The sequence below is a fragment of the Kocuria salsicia genome, from assembly GCF_039532055.1.
GTDB classification, from domain to species: domain Bacteria; phylum Actinomycetota; class Actinomycetes; order Actinomycetales; family Micrococcaceae; genus Kocuria; species Kocuria salsicia.
Window position 1 is genome coordinate 696,255 of record NZ_BAAARF010000003.1, and the last position, 19,614, is coordinate 715,868.

Consider the following 19,614-nt stretch of genomic DNA (forward strand, 5'->3'; position numbering starts at 1 on the left):
CCGGAAGCGGCTACTTCTTGACGATCGTTTCCTGGTTCACAGCGGTGGCGCCGAGGCTGTCGTGCTCCTCCACGCCCGGCTCGATGCCGTGCTTGGAACCGTGGAAGTCACGCTTGACCTCGGCCACCGCGGTCTTCAGGGCCTCGATCGCGTCGCCCTCGAGCTTGCCGGTGGAGTTGATCGAGTCCATGACGTTGGTCGTGCGGCGCACCTGGTCCAGGAGCGCGTGCTCGAACTCGGACACGTTGGCGACCTCGACGTCGTCGAGCTGGCCCGTGGTACCGGCCCAGATCGAGACGACCTGGTCCGCCACGGGGTAGGGCGTGTACTGGGGCTGCTTGAGCAGCTCCATGAGACGCTCACCGCGGGTCAGCTGCTGGCGGGAGGCGGCGTCCAGGTCCGAGGCAAACATGGCGAACGCTTGCATGGAGCGGTAGGACGCCAACTCGAGCTTCAGCGTGCCGGAGACCTTCTTCATGGCCTTGACCTGAGCGGCGCCGCCCACGCGCGACACCGAGATGCCCACGTCCACGGCGGGACGCTGGTTGGCGTTGAACAGGTCCGACTGGAGGAAGATCTGGCCATCGGTGATGGAGATGACGTTGGTGGGGATGAACGCCGAGACGTCGTTCGCCTTGGTCTCGATGATGGGCAAACCGGTCATCGAGCCCGCGCCCAGCTCGTCCGAGAGCTTGGCGCAGCGCTCGAGCAGGCGAGAGTGCAGGTAGAACACGTCGCCGGGGTACGCCTCGCGTCCCGGCGGACGGCGCAGCAGCAGAGACACCGCACGGTAGGCCTCGGCCTGCTTGGAGAGGTCGTCGAAGACGATCAGCACGTGCTTGCCGTTGTACATCCAGTGCTGGCCAATGGCCGAGCCGGCGTAGGGAGCCAGGTACTTCAGACCTGCGGACTCCGAGGCCGGGGCCGCCACGATGGTCGTGTAGTCCAGGGCACCGTTGTCCTCCAGCGTCTGGCGCACAGCGGCGATGGTGGAGGCCTTCTGGCCGACCGCCACGTAGATGCAGCGGACCTGCTTCTCGACGTCTCCGGACTCCCAGTTGGAGCGCTGGTTCAGGATGGCGTCCACCGCGATGGCGGTCTTTCCGGTCTGGCGGTCGCCGATGATCAGCTGACGCTGGCCGCGACCGATCGGGATCATGGCGTCGATGGCCTTGATGCCGGTCTGCAGCGGCTCGTGCACGGACTTGCGCATGGTCACGCCGGGGGCCTGCAGCTCAAGTTCGCGGCGGCCGTCCGTGGCGACCGGCCCGAGGTCGTCGAGGGGCTCGCCGAGCGGATCCACGACGCGGCCGAGGTAGCCCTCGCCCACGGGCACGGAGAGCACCTCGCCGGTGCGGTGGACCTCCTGGCCCTCCTCGATGCCCTGGAAGTCGCCGAGGACCACGACGCCGATGTCGCGGGTGTCGAGGTTCAGGGCCAGGCCCAGCACCCCGTTCTCGAACTTGAGCAACTCGTTGGCCATGACGGAGGGAAGGCCCTCCACATGGGCGATGCCGTCTGCCGCGGACGACACGCGTCCTACTTCTACTCGTTCCACGTTGCCGGGATCGTAGGACGCGGCGAAATCGTTCAGCGCGCTACGGATCTCGTCGGCATTGATGGTCACATCGGCCATCTGCTGTCCCTGCTCTCTACGTCGTGTGATCATCGCGTGAGCAATGACCAGGCTTGTTCTTGTCGCGATGCGTTGCCCCATCGCCGTGCAGCCGCGTGGGCCGCCCGTGGAGGCAACGCGACGAGATGCCGGCATCGACCGACTCCCCGCGATCCTCGCTCCACGAGAGGATCAGGCCGCGATCCGCTGCTGCAGCTGATCCAGCCGGTGGGTGACCGAGCCGTCGATGATCTCCTCGCCCACCTGCACGCGCAGACCCCCCACCAGCGACGGAGAGGTCTCCGTGGTCAGTTTGAGATCCCGTCCGTACAGGCGGTTCAGCGCGTCCCGCAGCTTCGCCAGCTGGTCCTCGCGCAGCGGCCGAGCCGTCTGCACGCGGGCGATCCAACGATGCTGCCGGTCCGCGACCCACTGGGCGAAGTGCTCGAGCAGCCGCCCGGGCAGCGAGCCGCGCGGTTCGCTGACCGCGCGTTCCACGAGCAGTGCGGCCTCCTCGGACCCCGGCGCCATAAGACGTCGGGCAAGGGTCACCTTGGCCTCGGCACTCGCACGCGCGTCCGAGAACGCGCGCTGCAGCTCGGCGGAGCGCTCCAGCATGGACTTGAACCCGATGAGTTCGTCCACGAGCGCCTCGAGAGCGTCGACACCGCCACGGTTCTCGGCGGCCGCGGCTGCGAGCTGCACGGCCGTCCGCTCGATCCCGTCCCCCAGCTGGCGCTCGGTGGCGCTTCGCTGGGAGGCGAGTTCCGCGACGATGTCCACGGCGACGTCGTTGGCCCGGCCGTCGAACAGCGTGTGCACGAGGCGGGCACGGTCCTCTGCGGAGCGCGAGGGGTCCGTGAGTGCCCGGCGCAGTGGGCCGTTGGCGTCCACGATGTGCAGGATCTCGAAGAGCTGCTTCGTGATCCCGGTGCTCGCGGCCCCGGCCCAGCGGTCCACGTCCACTGTGAGGGGTCGGTAGGGTTCGTTCGATGCTTCTGCCATTACCGTGCAGCTCCCGTACGGCCTTGCTCGGCGTCCAGGTCAGCCAGGAAGCGATCGACCACGCGGTTGGCGCGGTCGTCGTCGTTCAAGGACTCCCCGACGATCTTGGACGCGAGCTGCGTTGCCAGAGTGCCGACCTCGTCCCGCAGGGACACCACGGCCGCCGCACGCTCGGCCTCGATGGCCTTGTGGGCGTTCTCGGTGATCCGCGCGGATTCCAGGTTGGCGCGATCCTTGAAGTCCGCCAGGATCTTCTCGCCCTCTGAGCGAGCTTCCTCACGGATCTTCTGGGCCTCGAGCCGGGCACTTTCGAGCTGCTGGTTGTACTCGTCGCGTGCTGCCTTGGCCTCGGCCTGAGCGGCCTTCGCCTTGGCAAGTCCACCCTCGATGGCGTCCGCCCGGTCCTTATAGACCTTCTCGAACGCCGGGACGATGAACTTGAACGCGATGAAGAGCAGAATCACGAACCCGATGAAGGTGATCAGCATTTCCCAGCCGTCGGGGAAGAGAGGACTCTTCGCCTCCTCGGCTGCCAACACCAGTGCGTTCATGAGCGCGATTCCTGTTCTCTAGTTAGGGCGTGTTCTGAGGGGCGCCTCAGAGCAACGCCAGGACGAAGCCCAGAATGGCGAGGGCCTCGACCACGGCGAAGCCCATAAACAGCATCGGCTGGATCACGCGCTGGGACTCGGGCTGGCGAGCGACGGACTGCATGTAGGCAGCGAAGATGAGCCCCACACCGATACCACCGCCGATGGCAGCAAGACCGTAGCCAATGACGCTAAGCGAACCTTCCATTGTGGATGTTTCCTTTCTGGGTGCCCGCAGGAGCGAGCGGTGGAGCCGTTACGAGAACCGTGAACGGACGATGGTCAGATGAGCGGCCCGGAGGCGGCGCTCCTTCGTGGGGCTAGTGCCCCTCCTGCAGTGCGCCCTGTACGTACACGGCGAACAGCAGGGTGAAGATGTAGGCCTGCAGGATCTGGATCAGAACCTCCAGGAAGTAGATGAACAGTCCCAGCACGAGGCCGAAGGCCGAGCCGGCGATGCCGAGCACGCCGCCCACCTCGGTGGCGAGGTACGCCATGAACGCAGCTGCGACCATGATGGCCATGTGACCCGCGAACATCGTGGCGAACACACGCAGCGCGTGCGTCACCGGACGGATGATCATGTTCGAGAGGAACTCGAGCGGGATCAGGATCACGTAGAGGACTTTGGGCACGTCCGGCGGCATGGTCATCTTGACCATGAAGTGGCCGAGACCGTGACGTTTGATGCCGACACCGACCCACACGACGTAGGCAATGGCGGCCAGCACGTAGGCGGAACCCGGGTGCGACAGCGTGGGAAGCTGGAGCAGGGGGATCGACCCGAAGAGATTGTTGACCAGGATGAAGAAGAAGAAGCTGAACAGCAGCGGCACGTAGGGCCGGAAGTCCTTCTCCCCGATGATGTCCCGACCCAGGTGGTTGCGAACCAGGCCGTAGCCCATCTCGCCCACGTACTGGCCCTTGGAGGGCACCATGGCCCGGCGGCGGATCACAAACATGAAGAAGCCGGCGATCAGAACCACCGACAGAAGGATCAGCAGAGACTGCTTGCCGAAGGCGAGGGACCCGAGTTCGAAGAACGGGGGAAGATGGGCGTCTTCCGTGGAAGGGGCCACGAATTCGGCCGGAATCCTCAGGGCGGGGTTCAATACGGGTCCTTTCTGCGGTATCCAGACCGGTCATGCTCCGGGCCGGTGGCCCGGTTCAGATGACTTCCTTGTCTCCGACGTGGTCTTCTGCGGGGGTTGGCTGCGGTTCAAGGCGTCCCTCATGTGGAGGTAGCCGAGGTACACCCCGGCGGACGCGCCGAAGACGGCACCCGCGATCACAATCCACCGTGTTCCCAGCAGGTGATCCAAGAACCAGCCTACCAAACTCCATAACACCGCACCGACCACTATGTAGAGCAACACGGCGAGTCCTCCGCCGAGACCGCCCTCCTCGACCAGCTCCCCCGCAGTCTGCAGGGTCTCCCCACGCGCGGCGTCTCGGTAGCGGTGGGACGCCTTGCGGAGCCGGTCGGCAGCAGACCCGTCAGTGTCCGGGTCGGTGGGTCCCGGAGAGCCGGGCTGGTCCGGTGTCGCGGTCATGGCGTCTCGCTCTCGTGGTGGTGAGATCCGACGGTGGCGTCCCTGTTCCCTGGGAGGCCCCCCAGGGGCCGGTTCGCGCCGCCATCGGCGTCTGGCAGCGCGAGCTCGGAGCGGGGCGTCATGCCGGCGGTGACGCGCCGCACGAGCAGCGCGAAGACGGCAGTCGCGAGCACGAGGCAGGCCAGCACCGTCACGGCGAAGGCCCGCGAGGCCAACCATCCGGGGGCGCCCACCACGAGCAGCACCCATCCCAGGACAAGCACCTTGAGCAGGTAGAGGGCCGCGAGCGCAGGGGCCGTGGCTGCGGGGGCCACCCGGTACATCTGCGCCGCAACAAGCACCGTGGCACTCGAGCTGAGGGCCACCAGGCCCGCGCCGAGCACGACGGAGCGCAGCGTGTCGGAGGTTCCCAGGCCGGCCACCAGCACGAGGAGCGCCCCGAGGCCGAGGCAGGCCAAGGAGCTGCGGCGCACGCCCGGGCCGTAGGACTGCGGGATCGTTGACGCGGCTGGCGGGGCAACGGAGGATGCCGTGTCGGTGGCGGCACGAGGGATGTCCTCCCCGGCGCGCCCGGTCTCTGGGCGAGTCGTCACGATGCGGCCCCGCCCCTCACCCTTTGGAGCCGCGAGAACAACTGCGGGGAGCCGAGGTACACCACGATGACGAGCACCACGGCGAGGCCTGCGATCGCCGAGCCCGTGCCGTCCGCCCGCAGCCCGTACAACGAGATCAGACTGACTAGCACCGTGGCCGCCGTGACCACCAGCGAGGACTGGACGTGGGACAGTCCCACGTCCGTGAGGCGCTGGTAGACGTGCTGACGGTGCGGCTTGTACCAGACCTCGCCGCGACGAATGCGCAGCACCAGCGTCACGGCCGTGTCCGCGAGGTAGACGAGGAGCGGGGGCAGCAGGTATTCCACGTACACACCCGAGAGGAAGGCGGCGATCGCGATGGCCGCGATGGCGCCACCGAGGACGTAGGACCCGACGTCGCCCAGGAAGACCGTGCCGCGTCCCAGGTTCCAGGGCAGGAACCCGAGGAACGCTCCGGCCAGGGCAAGACCGGCGCAGACCATCCAGGGCATCCCGTTGGCCGCACCCGCCCACGCGTAGAGCAGCCCCACGGCCCCGCCGTGCAGACCTGAGATCCCGTTGATGCCGTCCATGAAGTTGGCGATGTTGATGTACGCGACGGTCGCGACGACGCCCACGGGCCACCACCACGCGGGCACGCCCAGGGTGACGATCAACGCCGCCGTGCCGACGGCGCCCACGAGAGCCTGTGCGCCGAGGCGCATGCCGATGGAGACGCCGTGGTAGTCCTCCGCCCAGCCCAGGGCCGCCGGGGCCAGGGTCATCGCGAGCACCACCACGGCCACCGAGCGGTCCACCGGAATCAGGCCGGTCAGCAGGCAGGTCCCGTAGGTGAGCACGAGCGAGACAGCCACAGCGAGCCCCATGCCGCGCAGCACGGGTTTCGAGTGTGAGGAGCGGTCCGAAGGGATGTCGACGACCCCCCAGCGGGTCAGCCACGGCTTCACCGTGAAGGGAAGCACCGCAGAGAGCACGAAGGCCAGGAGCAGCGTCCAGGGCGCCAGCCCCAGAAGCATCGACAACGCGTCCCCGCCCGTCACCGCGCCGGGCTCGGCCATGGCCGGCAGCTGCGCGGCACGCGGCACGGTGGCAGCGCCCGGCGACGACGCGGTCAACGCCAGCACTGCTGGCGCGGGGGCGAGGAGGCCCGTGAGCACGGCGCTCATGCCCGGTGCCCCTCGTTGTCTCGGACGCTCAACCCCGGGGTGTGCGGATCAGCGGGTGGCTGCGGGACCCGGCCCGCGCCGTCGCCGGCATGGCCGCCCTTGCCATCAGGGCTCGCCGAGGAAGCCCCGACGGCGCCGCCTGTTGCACCACGCGGCGTGTCCGCCGAGGAGTGCCCGCTCTCGCGCCCGTCCTCTTGGGAGGACACGCACCGCGCCGCGCGGGGCACCGAGAAGCTCGTGATCCTGGGCTGAGTGCTCACCACAACCTGGGGGATGGATCCCGTGAACACCATGCCGCCGCGGACCTTCCACACGTGCCGGTCCAGGTTCGCGGGGTCGAGACGTTCAGCCTTGGCATGGGAGATCTTGGGGTGGAAGGGACGCTCGTCCGTCTCCCCCGTGCCGATCAGGTCCTCATGCAGCTTCTCCCCGTGGCGCAGCCCGGTGATCTCGATGGCGATGTCCTCCCGCCCGGACATGGCCCGCAGCCGCTGGGCGATGTCCATGATCCGCACGGGCTCGCCCATGTCCAGGATCAGCACCTCTCCCCCGCGGGCGATCGCTCCGGCCTGGATCACGAGCTGGCAGGCCTCAGGAATGGTCATGAAGTAGCGCGTGGCGTCCGGGTGGGTGACGGTGATCGGCCCACCCTGCCGAATCTGCTCCGCGAACAGGGGAAGCATGGAGCCGCGGGAGCCGAAGACGTTGCCGAATCGCACGGACGCGTAGCGCCTGCCGGTCTGCTCTCCCATCCAGGCCGTGAGCTTCTCGGCGACCCGCTTGGAGTGGCCCAGCGCGGTGGTGGGGTTTGCTGCCTTGTCCGTGGAGACGTTCACGAAGACGTCCACGTCCACCGACGCCGCCGCCTCCAGCACGTTCAGGGAGCCCATCACGTTGGTCTTCCACGCCTCGTCCGGATACTGCTCCAGCAGGGAGACGTGCTTCAGCGCGGCCGCGTGGAACACCACCTGTGGCCTGCGCTCCTGGAACACCCGGGTCAGGGCGTCCCCGTCCCGGATGTCGCACAGCACGGTGTCCTTGCCGTCCAGAAGCCCGCGGCCGGTGATGGAGATCTGGGTGGCCTGCAATCCGGTCTCGTCCCGGTCCACCATGATCAGCTCAGCAGGCTCGAAGCCCACCAGCTGACGGCACAGCTCGGAGCCGATGGACCCGCCCGCGCCGGTGACAAGTACCCGCTTGCCGGTGATGTAGCCGGCGATGGCGTCCACATGGATGTCCACGGGCCGACGGCCGATCAGGTCCTCCATGGAGATGTCGCGCAGGTCCATGCCCTGGTTCCCACCGGCGAGCATCTCGCTCAGCGGGGGCACGGTCATCACGCGTGTGCCGGTGCCTTCCACGGCCTCCGACACGCGCTGCATCGTGCGGGGATCCGCGTCCGCCAGCGCAACGATCAGCACACCGGAGCGAGTGTGCTCCAGCACGGATGCGGCGTCGTGCAGCGTGCCCATGACGGGAACGGAGGAGATGCGCAGGTGCTTCTTGGCCGGGTCGTCGTCGAGCAGGGCCACCGGCAGGAAGCCCGATGCGGGGTCCTGCATCATGCGGTGCACCAGGAACGTGCCCAGGGCGCCTGCTCCGAAGATCACCACGTGCTGGGCCTCGTCCCCGGGTTTGGCGGTGGACTCCTGGTACATCCGCTTCAGGTAGCGCAACGCGGCCATCAGCAGGCACGCGAAGGGGAAGGCGATGAAACCGAGCGACCGCGGCACCCGCAGCGTGACGCCGAAGACGAGCAGCACACCCTCGAGCAGCGCCGTCACGATGACCGTGACGACCACGAGCAGCTTGGCCTCCTCGAAGCTGCCGAACGAGTACCGGCCCTTGTAGAGGGCGAATGAGAACCCCAAGAGCAGCTGCAGGGCCACCGCCACCACGCACGCGGTCACCACACCGCCCACGGAGACGAGCTCGACGTCGAGCTCGAAGCGCAGCAGGACGGCCACCCACAGCGCCACGATCCACGCGGCGGAATCCAGGATCATCTGGATCCACAGCCACGCGACGGGCTTCTCGCCTCGGGTGGTGGGTCTCGGGGGGTTGGGCATGGGGGCGTAGTCCTTTCGGGCGCGCGGATCAGCCGCTGCGGTGACCCACCATGAGCCGGTAGGCCGCTTCTCGCACTCGGACGGGCACGAACCGGTAGCCGCCGCGCACCGTGAGGTTCGTTGCCCATTGTAGGAACCCCACGTGGCCAAGCGCCCGCAACCGGGCCTGGAGCGCGAGTTCCGCCCTGAGCACGCTGTACCCGCCGCGGCGTTCGTAGGAGCCGGCGGAGACCCGGTACCCCACGAGCGGCTCGGCCACATTGCGCACGTCCGCGCCCGCGTGGAGCATGCGTGCCCACAGCCAGTAGTCCTCCGCCATCGGCGCGTCCTCGTAGCCGCCCACGCGCTCCACGCTACTGCGGCGCAGCACCACGGTGGGGTGCGAGATGGGGTTGCGGCGCCTGCTCACCGCCATGATGCGCCGCGCCCCCACGGGCGCCGCACGCAGGGCCAGGGGCGTGCCCTCGTCGTCGCCGATCTCGTGCATCGACGCCCCCACGAGGTCCGCGCCGGCCTCGATCAACGGAAGCTGCAGCTCGAAGCGGCGAGGGTAGGCGACGTCGTCCGCGTCCGCGCGCGCAACGACGTCGTACGAGCAGCTGGGCAGAGCCGTGCGCAGTGCGTGGGCGAGCCCGTGGTTCTCGGGGATGCGTACGAGGCGCACGGGAACCGGGCACCCGCGCTCGAGACGCTCGAGCTCGGCGTGGAGCTCAGGCGGCACAGGGCCGTCCTGGACGACCACGACTTCGGCGGGGGGCCGGGTCTGCTCCACCGTGTTTGACTCGACCGCCCGGCGCAGGCGCTCGGGTGTGTCCCCCGCGTACACGGGCAGCAGCAGGGAGAAGCGCGCGGGCAGCTCGGACGGGGTCAGCGGCTCAGCGAGGGCCACCGAAACCACGTCCGCGTATGCCGTTGCCGTAGAGCCGCACCCACGTGCGCAGGCCTTCGAGGTCCCGGTTCTTGAGATAGTGCGCCGGGTAGCCGATCACGTCCGCGCCCAGCTGCACGAACCGCTTGTAGCGCCACGAGACGTAGCCGCGGTTGCGGAAGAAGTGGCGCTGCTTGAACTCGCCCGGGGGGATCAGCACCTGGAGCCTTCCGGGGATCACCACGTGCTCCTCGTCCCAGCCCGGCGGGTGGGAGACGGCGGCGGTGGTCACGGTGCCGAACGGCAGCCCGCTCTTGCGCAGGCGCACCAGGAAGTCCACCTCGTCCCCGCGCAGGAACAGCTTCAGGTCCGGCAGGCCCACACGGAAGAAGACGGACTCATCCATGAGGGCCCCGTTGAAGAAGTTGGCGTACGAGTCGATGAAACCCAGCGGAACAAGGTCCTCGCGCCGGTGCGTGATCCCGCCGTCGAGGCGGAACGGGAAGGAGAGGAGTTCGTGGTTTTGCGGTGCCACGATCAGGGGCGAGACCACGGCGAGACCGCGCTCACGGGCGGCCGTGCGCAGCACGCGCAGGCAGTCGGGGTCCTCCGGGTGGGCATCGTCGTCCATGAGCCAGACCTGCTCCGCTCCGCTGGCCAGGGCCGTGAGGATGGCCAGGGAGAAGCCGCCGGCGCCCCCCAGGTTCGCCACGGAGCGGCGGTAGTGCAGCTCGAAAGCCCCCCCGATCTGCTCGCGCAGGGCGGCCTCGTCCAGTGCGGTGCGTCCAGCGTCCACGAGGCACAGGCTCGCCACGGGATCGGTCTGTGAGCGCAGCCCGTCGATCAGCACCGCCACATCCCGCGGCCTGTCCTGCGTGACGCAGGCAACACTCACGATGGGGTTCGTGGGGGCCACGGCCCTCGGGTAGGTTTCCGTCATGACGCCCCCGGCGATCTGGTCGTGTGGTAGTCCAAGCTGCTCCGTCGCGCTCCCCTCCACCGCGGGCGGACGCGCTGCGGGCCGGAGCCCGGCGAATTCCCGGAGTCTATCAACGCTCACCGTGGTGCCCGCTCAACGTCACCCGGACGCCCGCTGCAGGTGCGCGCCGGGCCCCGTCCTCTTCCGGCGCTACCGTACGATGGGAGGACCATCACGGGAGGAGATACACAGTGACGGCTCACAGCTGGCGCGTCCTCGGAGCAACGGGCTTCATCGGTTCCGCCATCACCACGGCCCTCCGGGCGCGTGACATCCCGGTCACCCCGGTGGCCACACCCCGCCTGGCCTCTCCGGCGACCACCGTCCACCACGTGATTGAGCACGCGCACCGGCTGGAGTCCGTGATCGACTACCTGGCCGAGTCCTTCGCGGGCGCCGACACCGTCGTCAATGCCGCGGGCCTCGCCGCACCGGACCAGACCCACCAGCAGTCGCTGACCGGCGCCAACGCCCTGCTCCCGGTGCTCGTGGCGCTCGCGGCGCACCGCACCGGTGTGCGCCGGGTGATCCACATGAGCTCCGCATCGGTGCAGGCGGACGCACCGGTGCTCGACGAGTCCATCCGCACGGCGCCGTTCTCCCCCTACTCGTTCTCGAAGGCCCTCGGCGAGTCCGCGCTGTACCGGCTGCACTCGCAGTGGAGCGAGGAGCCGAGCGCCCCGGAGCTCACCGTGATCCGGGCGACCTCCGTGATGGGCACGGCCCGTCGGACGACTCGCATGCTGGCCCGCTTCGCTTCCTCTCCGCTGAGCTCGGTGGCCGGCGACGGAACCGCACCCACGCCCGTGACCTCGGTGACGGCGCTCGCGCAGTTCACCGCGTCCGTGGGCGAGTTCCGGGGCGAGCTTCCGCCGGTGATCCTGCAGCCCTGGGAGGGCGCAACCACCGGTTCCGTGCTGCGCGACGCCGGCCGGCGCCACCCCCTGAACCTCCCGCCGCTGCTGTGCCGCGCAGTGATCGCGTGCGCACGCTTCGGCTCCGGCGCGGTGGGACACCGCTACGCGGGTCTCATCCGCCGCCTCGAGGTCACCTGGTTCGGCCAGCGGCAGGTCCCCGGGTGGGCCCACGAGCACGGCGTGATTCCGCAGCCCCACGTCCAGGAGATCCTGCGAGAAGCGCACCTCGCACTCGGACGCTGACCCCTTCCAACAACGAGCCCGCCCCCTCGCGGCGCAGCAGCACTGCACGGGGGCGGGTTCTTGTGTGAGGTCAGGGGATCACTCCCCCACGAGACGTTCGGCGTCCTCTATGCTCAGGGCGCTCGTGCCGTCCCACCGGGGTTCGTGACGCACACGGCGGTCCCTGCCCTGGTCGACGGCGCTCTCCGCTGTGGGCGCGCCGTCCTGCACCATGGCGTTGATGAGCTCCTCGTCCGAGACATCGGAGGCATCCCGGGTGGTGGGGGTCCGCGGCACTTCGTGCGCCGCGGAGGACTGCGCCGCGACGTCGCCGTCGTCCGCGGCGCCGGCAGAACCGGTCGTCCCGGCCGCGGACGTCACATCCGTCGTCTCTGCCGTGCCATGCGAGGCCGACGACGACGCCGCACCCGCGGCGGTCTGCGCCGACGCGCCGGTCTCCGTTGCCACTGCCGCTGTACCGTCCTCGGCGGGCGACGCGGCCAACGGGACCGTCGCGCCGACGGTTCCGGCAGCTGGTTCGGCCGACGTGGTGGCTGCAGCGGCGGCTACGCCCTCCGCGGGGGTGCCTGTCGCGGCGTCCTGGCCAGGCTCCTTGGCGCCGCCGTGGACCGCAGGAACGACCTCACGCAGCCGCTCGAGCGTAATAGCACCGTGGCGCAGCACCACGGGCGTCTCCCCCGTGCAGTCCACGATGGTCGAGGCCACGTCCCGTGCGCCCGCGGCGGTGGACACAACCGGGCGGGGGCCGTCGTCGAGGTAGAGCGGAACCCGGTCCTGAAGCATCGCCTGGGCGCTCTGCGCGGTCAGTGCGGCGGGCATGCCCGTGCGGTTCGCTGAGCTCACGGCCATGGGTCCCACCCGCTCGAGCACCGCTCGCGACACGCGGTCGTCCGGGACGCGCAGCGCCACCGTGCCGTGGGTCTCCCCCAGGTCCCAGCCGAGCGTGGGCTGCGCCCAGCACACGATGGTCAGCGCACCCGGCCAGAAGGCCTCCGCGAGCGCGCGGGCGTCCGCCGAGACCTGGTCCGCGAGGGCGTCCATGACCTCGGGCCGGGCGATGAGCACGGGCGGGGGCATCTCCCGCGTTCTGCCTTTGGCGCCCAGCAGGGCCTGCACCCCGGCGGCGGAGAAGGCGTCGCAGCCGATGCCGTAGACCGTGTCGGTGGGCAACACGATGCACTCGCCGCCGCCCACGACCTCCGCGGCAGCCGCCACGGCCTCGTCCAGCTGCTGCTGGTCCCCACAGGGCCTGATCTCACTCACGGGCTTCTCCTCCGCTCACGTACTTCGTCTGTTTCCCCGGAGCATGACGCCGTCGAGGCTTCTGTTGTCCGGGATTCGTCGTCACGGGTGCAGTGCTCCCACCCAGGGCGTAGGCCCGCCCTGCCTGCAACCGTCGGTCGTGGCTCAGGAGCGTTCTCCCGGCAGGACAGCGGTGGTCGCGCGGGGCCGGCCCACGAGATCGTGGTGCAGCCTTACATCCGTGAAACCCCGCCCAACCAGTGCCTCGGCCACGGCAGCCACCTGCGACTCCGCATGCTCCACGATGAAGCTTCCACCGGGGCGAAGCAGGCGCAAAGCCGTGTCCATCGCCGCGCACGGCAGACGCATCCCGGTCTCGTCGCCGCCGTAGAGCGCGGTGGGCGGGTCGTAATCCCGCACCTCCGGGTCCTCTGGAATCTCCCCGTCGGGCACGTACGGCGGGTTGGTCACGACCACGCAGAAGCTGCCCGCCGTTACGAGCGTGAGATCCCGGTAGTCGCACTCGAGCAGACGGACCGGGGAGCCCGCGAGGTTCTGGCGCGTCCACCGCAGGGCCTCTGGCTCCCGTTCGACCGCGCTCACACGGCACGCCGGATCCTCGGTGGCCACAGCCAGGGCGATCGCCCCGCTGCCCGTCCCGAGATCGACGACGGCGGGGTGCAGCTCCCCGTGCTCGCGCCACAGCCGTGCCTCGTCCAGGCTCAGCTGCACGAGCAGCTCGGTCTCCGGCCGTGGCACGAAGACCCCCGGCCCCACGGCGAGCTCGAGCTGTCGGAAGGGCGCTCGGCCGGTGATGTGCTGGAGGGGTTCCCGCCGGGCGCGGCGCGCCACGAGGCCCCGGTAGCCAGGAGGCTCGGGCGCGCCCAGGATGGCCTTCGCCTCGGTCTCCCCGCGGCCCAGGCCCAGGACGTGGGAGGCGAGCAGGACGGCATCGGCGTCCGGGGAGGGGACGCCCGCGGCCGCGAGCTCGCGCCGGCCCCACCCGATCGCCTGGGCGAGAGTCGTGGTCACGGCTCAGCTCTTCCGGCCCGAGGGCCCCTGCCCAGCGGAGTCCTGGCTCAGCTGCTCCAGCCGGTGGCGTTCGTCGAGCTCGACCGCGGACGTGATGACGGGCTCCAGGGCACCGTCCAGCACGTGGTCCAGGTTGTAGGCCTTGTAGCCCGTGCGGTGATCCGCGATGCGGTTCTCGGGGAAGTTGTAGGTGCGGATGCGCTCGGAGCGGTCCACCGTGCGCACCTGCGACTTGCGGGCCGCCGCGTTCTCCGCGTCGATCTGCTCCTGCTGGTGCGCGAGCAGACGCGCCCGCAGCACGCGCATTGCCGCCTCACGGTTCTGCAGCTGGGACTTCTCGTTCTGCATGGAGACCACGATGCCCGTGGGGACGTGCGTGATCCGCACGGCCGAGTCCGTGGTGTTCACGGACTGCCCGCCGGGACCCGAGGAGCGGTAGACGTCGATCTTGAGGTCGTTCTGGCTGATGTCGATCTCGTCCGGCTCGTCCACCTCCGGGAACACGAGCACCCCGGCGGCCGAGGTGTGCACGCGCCCCTGGGACTCCGTCACGGGAACCCGCTGCACGCGGTGCACCCCTCCCTCGTACTTGAACCGTGCCCAGGCGCCCTCGGACGGGTCCGGGGAGTTTCCCTTCACCGCCAGCTGGACGTCCTTGTAGCCGCCCAGTTCCGTGGGGGTCGAGGAGAGGATCTCCGTCTTCAGCCCCGACTGCTCCGCGAAGCGCATGTACATGCGCAGCAGGTCCCCGGCGAAGAGCGCGGACTCGTCCCCCCCCTCCCCCGCCTTCACCTCGAGGATCACGTTGCGGCCGTCGTCCGGGTCCCTGGGCACCAGCTTGCGGCGCAGCACTTCACGGGCCTCGCCGAGCTGCTCCTCGAGGGGCTTGACCTCCGCGGCGAACTCGGGATCCATGCTCCCGAGTTCGCGCGCGGCCTCCAAGTCCTCGGACAGCCGCTCGACCCTGCGGTGCGCCTCCACGATCGCGTTGAGCTCGGAGTACCGCCGACCCAGTTTCCTGGCCCTGCCCGCATCCGCGTGGACGGCGGGGTCCGCCAGTTCGTGCTGCAGCTGGGCGTGCTCATCCAGCAGCGGCTGCACGGGATCGGACATGGGGTGTTCTCCTTCTCGACGGGCGGGACGTGACGCGGGGTTGGCGTCCTAGTGGCCCGCGAGCGTGGTCTTCTGGACCTGCAGCAGGAACTCGGCGTTGGACTGGGTGTCCCGCAGCTTGCTCGTGAGCAGCTCCAGGGCCTGCTGCTGCTCGAGACCGGAGAGCACACGGCGCAGGCGCCACATGATTTTGATCTCTTCGGACGAGAGCAGGTTCTCCTCGCGGCGCGTGCCGGAGGAGTTGACGTCCACGGCCGGGAAGATGCGCCGGTCCGCGAGCTGGCGGGAGAGCCGCAGCTCCATGTTGCCCGTGCCCTTGAACTCTTCGAAGATGACCTCGTCCATCTTGGAACCCGTCTCCACGAGCGCGGTGGCCAGGATGGTGAGCGAGCCGCCGTTCTCGATGTTGCGCGCCGCGCCGAAGAACTTCTTGGGCGGATACAGCGCCGCGGAGTCCACGCCGCCGGACAGGATGCGTCCGGAGGCCGGGGCGGAGAGGTTGTACGCACGGCCGAGGCGGGTCATGGAGTCCAGCAGGACCACCACGTCCATTCCCATCTCCACGAGACGCTTGGCGCGCTCGATCGCGAGCTCCGCCACCGTGGTGTGGTCGTCCGCGGGACGGTCGAAGGTGGAGGCGATGACCTCGCCCTTCACCGTGCGCTGCATGTCAGTGACCTCTTCGGGCCGTTCGTCCACGAGCACCATCATGAGGTGGACCTCGGGGTTGTTCGTGGTGATCGCGTTGGCGATCGACTGCAGCATCAGGGTCTTGCCCGCCTTGGGCGGGGAGACGATCAGACCGCGCTGGCCCTTTCCGATCGGGGCCACAAGGTCCACCACGCGGGGGCCGATCTTCTTCGGGTCGGTCTCCAGTCGCAGGCGCTCCTGCGGGTACAGCGGCACGAGCTTGTTGAACTCGACGCGTTCGCTGTTCTCCTCCGGCTTGCGGCCGTTGACCGTGGTCAGCTGCACGAGGGCGGAGAACTTCTGGCGGGAGTTGTTGTGCTGCTCCCCCTCGCGCGGCGCCCGGATGGCGCCCACGATGGCGTCGCCCTTGCGCAGGTTGTTCTTCTTGACCTGGGACAGGCTCACATAGACGTCCGAGGGCCCGGGCAGGTAGCCCGAGGTACGCACGAACGCGTAGTTGTCGAGCACGTCCAGGATGCCGGCCACGGGCAGCAGGACGTCGTCCTCCGTGATCTCAACGTCGTCCACGTCGGGACCGTTGTTGCGGTTGCGGCGGTTGCGGCGCTCGTTGCGGTCGTTGCGATCGCCGCGGTTGTCCCGGTCGTTCCGGTTGCGGTTGCGGCGGTTGCGGCGCGAACCGTTCTCGCCGTCGTTGCCGCCGTTGTTGTTGCGGTTGCGGCGCTCGTTGCGGTTCGAGCCTTCCTGGCCACCGTCCCCGGAGTCCTTGGAGTCGCGGGAGTCCTTGGAGTCGCGCTGGTTGCCGCGGTCGTTGCGGTCCTGGCCGCCGTCCTTGGAGTCCTTCTGGTTGCCGCGGCCACGGCCGCCATCGGACTTCTCGTCCCGCTTGGCATCCTGGGACTTCTCGTCCTTGGCGCCGGAATTCTCCTGCGGTGAGGACTTCTCCCCGCGGTTGCCGCGCGAACGCTGGTTGCGTCCGCCGCGGCCGGAACCGTCCTTGATCTCCTCGCCGGAGTCCGATGACCCGTTCTTCTGGTTCTCGGACTTCTCCTCCTGGGAGGACTGCTCGTTCTGCCGCTCGGCGGAGCCGGCCTCACGGCGGGAGCGGCGCGAGCCGTTCTGGCGCTTGCCGTTCGACTCACCGTCCTCCCCCTCTGCGGGGGACGCGTCCGAGGACCTGGTGTCCTCGGTGCCGCCCGAGCCGCTCTGGGAGGTGCCCTCCGCGGTGCCGGCCTTGGCGGCGTCGTCGCCGTCCGTGTCCTTGTGGCGGCGGGAGGCCTGGCGAGCGGTCTGCTCAATCTTCTCCTCGACGGCCTTGTCGCGGGCGGCGACGGCGCCCCCGCGCTGGTGCGCCTCGATCGCCTCGACCAGGAGGGACTTGCGCATCCGGCGGGCACCGGTGATGCCGAGCTGAGCGGCCAGGGCCTGCAGCTGCGCAAGCTTGAGTCCGGAGAGTCCGGTGCTCTGGGCCTGCGAGGTTTCCGTTCCCTGTTCGGGGGCGGTGGATTCTGTCACGAAGGTTCCTTCTGACTCGGTGGGGGCTGCGGCATCCAGATCGCCAGCAGCCCGGCGGTGATGGTGTGGGCCGCCCGTTGCGGGCCACGGGGTGCGTGCCGTGAGCACGCGACATCAGCAATGGAGACCCCCGAATCCCTCGTGGGACCGAATTGCCACATCACAGAGGTGGCGGGTCTGCACGAGAGAGGATCGCAGAGAGGCGATGCTGTTCGAGTACCTGCGGTGGAAAACCGCGCATGACGCTCGACTACGGGGCTGGCCCGTCCTGGACGGACAGGAGCCCGGGGCCTATTGCGTGGATACACTCACCTTAGCACCCTCGCGCGGTACGTGCAGAGTGAGGACACGCCACGAGACCCGCCCGCCGTGGTGGGAGTGTGCCGGCGACGCCGCGTCGGCGGCGATCGCACGCACCGCCTCGGCCGCGCGCTCGGCGCCCTGCGGCCCGTTGGCGAGCACCAGCACCGTGGGTCCCGCGCCGGAGATCAGCGCGGCGTGGCCGCGCTCGCGCAGCCCCTCCACGAGAGCGGCACTCGGGGCCATCGCCTGCGCCCTGTACCGCTGGTGGAGCAGGTCGAACGTGGCCGGCAGCAGCAGCTCGGGGCGCCCGCCCAGGGCTACCACGAGCAGGGCCGCGCGGCCCGCATTGACCGCCGCGGCGCGATGGGCCACGGTGTCCGGGAGCAGTCCACGGGCCACCGCGGTGGCCACTTCGAAGTCCGGGATCGCCACCACGGGGACGACGTCCGGGTGCACGTCCACGGGGGCGCTGTGGAAGCGGCTCGTCTCCTCCCACGACACCGTGAGACCGCCCAGCAGCGTGGGCGCCACGTTGTCTGGGTGGCCCTCCAGCCTGGAACACACCTGCAGCACCTCGTCCGGGTTCAGCCGGGAGCGGATGGGGAGCAGAGCGTTCGCCGCGAGCACCCCGGCCACCACCGCCGAGGCCGAGGAGCCCATGCCTCGGCCGTGCGGGATGACGTTGTGCGCCTCGAGCCGCAACGGGGGCAGCGCTCCCGCACCCGCGGCGTCGAAGGCGGCCTGCATTGCCCGCAGCACCAGGTGCTCAGAGGTGCGCGGAATGCCGTCTGTGCCCTCCCCCGTGAGGTCGAACTCCAGGCCGCTCGCGATCCGGGTGACCCGCACGGTGTCGTAGTGGCCCAGGGCCAGCCCGAGCGAGTCGAAACCGGGCCCCACGTTTCCCGTGGAGGCAGGGACCTCGACCGTGACGGTCGCACCGAGCGGGGCGCCGCCCTCAGAGGAGGCGGCACCGTGGCCGGGCGCGCCGTCCTGGCCGGGGCCGGCTGCGTGTGTCTCGCTCACCACGGACCCGCTCACTCGAGACCGAGGGCCGCGGCCACCGAGACCACGTCGAAAGCCACCCGCTTGGGCGTGGCCGCCTGCGCGTCCTCCGCCTCGGCGCCCTTGACCGCCCACTGGGGGTCCTTGAGGCCGTGGCCCGTCACCGTGGCCACGATGGTCTTCCCGGAGGGGACCAGACCGGCGCGCGCCTGCTTGAGCAGACCCGCGACGCTCGCCGCGGAGCCCGGCTCCACGAACACGCCCTCGCGCGAGGAGAGCCAGCGGTGCGCCTCCAGGATCTCGTCATCCGTGACGGAGTCGATGAGCCCGCCCGACTCATCCCGGGCGGCCACGGCGGTGTGCCACGAGGCGGGGTTGCCGATCCGGATGGCCGTGGCGATCGTCTCCGGCTCGGTCACTGGGTGGCCCAGCACGAGCGGAGCGGCACCCTCCGCCTGGAAGCCCCACATCACGGGGGTGTGCGTTGCCACGGCGGGAAGCGCGGTGCCGTCCGTGGCCGTGGCGTCCTGCGCGTACTCGCGGTAGCCCTTCCAGTACGCGGTGATGTTCCCCGCATTGCCCACCGGCAGCGCGTGGATGTCCGGTGCGTCACCGAGGGTGTCCACCACCTCGAACGCGGCGGTCTTCTGCCCCTCGATGCGGTACGGGTTCACCGAGTTCACCAGGAACACGGGGTAGGACTCGGAGAGCTTGCGCGCCACCTCGAGGCAGTTGTCGAAGTTGCCGTCGATCTGGATGATGTCCGCGCCGTGCGCCACGGCCTGGGACATCTTGCCCATGGAGATCTTGCCCTCGGGCACCAGCACGGCGCAGCGCATTCCGGCCTGCTTCGCGTACGCGGCGGCGGAGGCGGACGTGTTGCCGGTGGACGCGCAGACCACCGCCTTGGCGCCCTCCTCCTTGGCCTTGGTGATTGCCATGGTCATCCCGCGGTCCTTGAAGGAGCCGGTGGGGTTCATGCCCTCGAACTTCAGCCACACGGCGGAGCCGGTCAGCTCGGAGAGCGCACGCGCACGGATCAGCGGCGTGCCGCCCTCCCCCATGGTCACGACCTCTGTCTGCTCGGTGACCGGCAGCCGGTCCCTGTACTCGTTGATGACGCCCTTCCAGACGTGTGCCATGCGGCGCTCTCCTCGG

18 protein-coding genes are annotated in these 19,614 nt (G+C 69.6%); 1 reads left to right on the plus strand and 17 read right to left on the minus strand.

Annotation, left to right across the window (positions count from 1 at the left end; translation table 11 throughout):
* Positions 1 to 10: 10 nt before the first annotated feature.
* From atpA to ABD264_RS03120, 11 genes are all read right to left on the minus strand, one after another.
* A complete protein-coding gene (gene atpA / locus ABD264_RS03070) occupies positions 11 to 1,636 on the minus strand; it encodes a F0F1 ATP synthase subunit alpha (protein ID WP_144942477.1) in 1,626 nt (541 codons plus the stop codon).
* Between the two features lie 171 nt (positions 1,637 to 1,807).
* Positions 1,808 to 2,620, minus strand: coding sequence for a F0F1 ATP synthase subunit delta (locus tag ABD264_RS03075; protein ID WP_344204106.1), 813 nt, complete (start codon positions 2,618 to 2,620; stop codon positions 1,808 to 1,810).
* A complete protein-coding gene (locus tag ABD264_RS03080) occupies positions 2,620 to 3,171 on the minus strand; it encodes a F0F1 ATP synthase subunit B (protein ID WP_055084922.1) in 552 nt (183 codons plus the stop codon). Before ABD264_RS03080 ends, ABD264_RS03075 begins: the two co-directional genes overlap by 1 nt.
* Positions 3,172 to 3,217: 46 nt before the next feature.
* Complete coding sequence (gene atpE / locus ABD264_RS03085) at positions 3,218 to 3,418, minus strand: ATP synthase F0 subunit C (protein WP_035964663.1); 201 nt, start codon at positions 3,416 to 3,418, stop codon at positions 3,218 to 3,220.
* A 112-nt stretch (positions 3,419 to 3,530) separates the two neighbouring features.
* On the minus strand, positions 3,531 to 4,322 hold the full coding sequence (atpB, locus tag ABD264_RS03090) for a F0F1 ATP synthase subunit A (protein WP_058954379.1): 792 nt from the start codon (positions 4,320 to 4,322) through the stop codon (positions 3,531 to 3,533).
* Positions 4,323 to 4,352: 30 nt separating this feature from the next.
* Positions 4,353 to 4,763 carry an AtpZ/AtpI family protein gene (locus ABD264_RS03095; protein WP_244944682.1) on the minus strand — a complete coding sequence of 137 codons (411 nt, stop codon included), beginning with the start codon at positions 4,761 to 4,763 and terminating at the stop codon, positions 4,353 to 4,355.
* On the minus strand, positions 4,760 to 5,356 hold the full coding sequence (locus ABD264_RS03100) for a hypothetical protein (protein ID WP_344204115.1): 597 nt from the start codon (positions 5,354 to 5,356) through the stop codon (positions 4,760 to 4,762). The genes ABD264_RS03095 and ABD264_RS03100 overlap by 4 nt, the downstream gene beginning before the upstream one ends.
* The gene (locus ABD264_RS03105) at positions 5,353 to 6,525 is read right to left on the minus strand and encodes an MraY family glycosyltransferase (RefSeq protein ID WP_313960150.1); all 1,173 of its coding nucleotides are present in this window, start codon (positions 6,523 to 6,525) and stop codon (positions 5,353 to 5,355) included. Before ABD264_RS03105 ends, ABD264_RS03100 begins: the two co-directional genes overlap by 4 nt.
* Positions 6,522 to 8,594, minus strand: a complete 2,073-nt coding sequence (locus ABD264_RS03110; RefSeq protein ID WP_295107801.1) for a polysaccharide biosynthesis protein — start codon at positions 8,592 to 8,594, stop codon at positions 6,522 to 6,524. Before ABD264_RS03110 ends, ABD264_RS03105 begins: the two co-directional genes overlap by 4 nt.
* 28 nt (positions 8,595 to 8,622) lie before the next feature.
* Complete coding sequence (locus ABD264_RS03115; protein WP_303105682.1) at positions 8,623 to 9,483, minus strand: glycosyltransferase; 861 nt, start codon at positions 9,481 to 9,483, stop codon at positions 8,623 to 8,625.
* Entirely contained in the window at positions 9,470 to 10,402 is a 933-nt protein-coding gene (locus tag ABD264_RS03120; RefSeq protein ID WP_144942473.1) for a glycosyltransferase family protein, read from the minus strand. The genes ABD264_RS03115 and ABD264_RS03120 overlap by 14 nt, the downstream gene beginning before the upstream one ends.
* Positions 10,403 to 10,632: 230 nt before the next feature.
* Between ABD264_RS03120 and ABD264_RS03125 the strand changes: the two genes are divergently transcribed.
* Positions 10,633 to 11,601 carry an NAD-dependent epimerase/dehydratase family protein gene (locus tag ABD264_RS03125; RefSeq protein WP_295107798.1) on the plus strand — a complete coding sequence of 323 codons (969 nt, stop codon included), beginning with the start codon at positions 10,633 to 10,635 and terminating at the stop codon, positions 11,599 to 11,601.
* Positions 11,602 to 11,679: 78 nt separating this feature from the next.
* Here the strand turns inward: ABD264_RS03125 and ABD264_RS03130 are convergent, their stop codons facing one another.
* The 6 genes from ABD264_RS03130 to thrC all read right to left on the minus strand — a co-directional run bounded on the left by ABD264_RS03130 (position 11,680) and on the right by thrC (position 19,598).
* Positions 11,680 to 12,864: an L-threonylcarbamoyladenylate synthase gene (locus ABD264_RS03130; RefSeq protein ID WP_303105679.1), complete on the minus strand. Its 1,185-nt coding sequence runs from the start codon at positions 12,862 to 12,864 to the stop codon at positions 11,680 to 11,682.
* 144 nt (positions 12,865 to 13,008) lie between these two features.
* The gene (prmC, locus tag ABD264_RS03135; RefSeq protein WP_144942470.1) at positions 13,009 to 13,875 is read right to left on the minus strand and encodes a peptide chain release factor N(5)-glutamine methyltransferase; all 867 of its coding nucleotides are present in this window, start codon (positions 13,873 to 13,875) and stop codon (positions 13,009 to 13,011) included.
* 3 nt (positions 13,876 to 13,878) lie between these two features.
* Positions 13,879 to 14,988 (minus strand): peptide chain release factor 1, encoded by a 1,110-nt coding sequence (prfA, locus tag ABD264_RS03140; RefSeq protein WP_144942469.1) that lies wholly within the window; start codon positions 14,986 to 14,988, stop codon positions 13,879 to 13,881.
* A gap of 48 nt (positions 14,989 to 15,036) precedes the next feature.
* Positions 15,037 to 17,151, minus strand: coding sequence for a transcription termination factor Rho (rho, locus tag ABD264_RS03145; protein WP_344204128.1), 2,115 nt, complete (start codon positions 17,149 to 17,151; stop codon positions 15,037 to 15,039).
* Between the two features lie 291 nt (positions 17,152 to 17,442).
* Complete coding sequence (gene thrB, locus ABD264_RS03150; RefSeq protein ID WP_295107788.1) at positions 17,443 to 18,477, minus strand: homoserine kinase; 1,035 nt, start codon at positions 18,475 to 18,477, stop codon at positions 17,443 to 17,445.
* Positions 18,478 to 18,488: 11 nt separating this feature from the next.
* Positions 18,489 to 19,598: a threonine synthase gene (gene thrC / locus ABD264_RS03155; RefSeq protein WP_295107786.1), complete on the minus strand. Its 1,110-nt coding sequence runs from the start codon at positions 19,596 to 19,598 to the stop codon at positions 18,489 to 18,491.
* Positions 19,599 to 19,614: the final 16 nt, after the last annotated feature.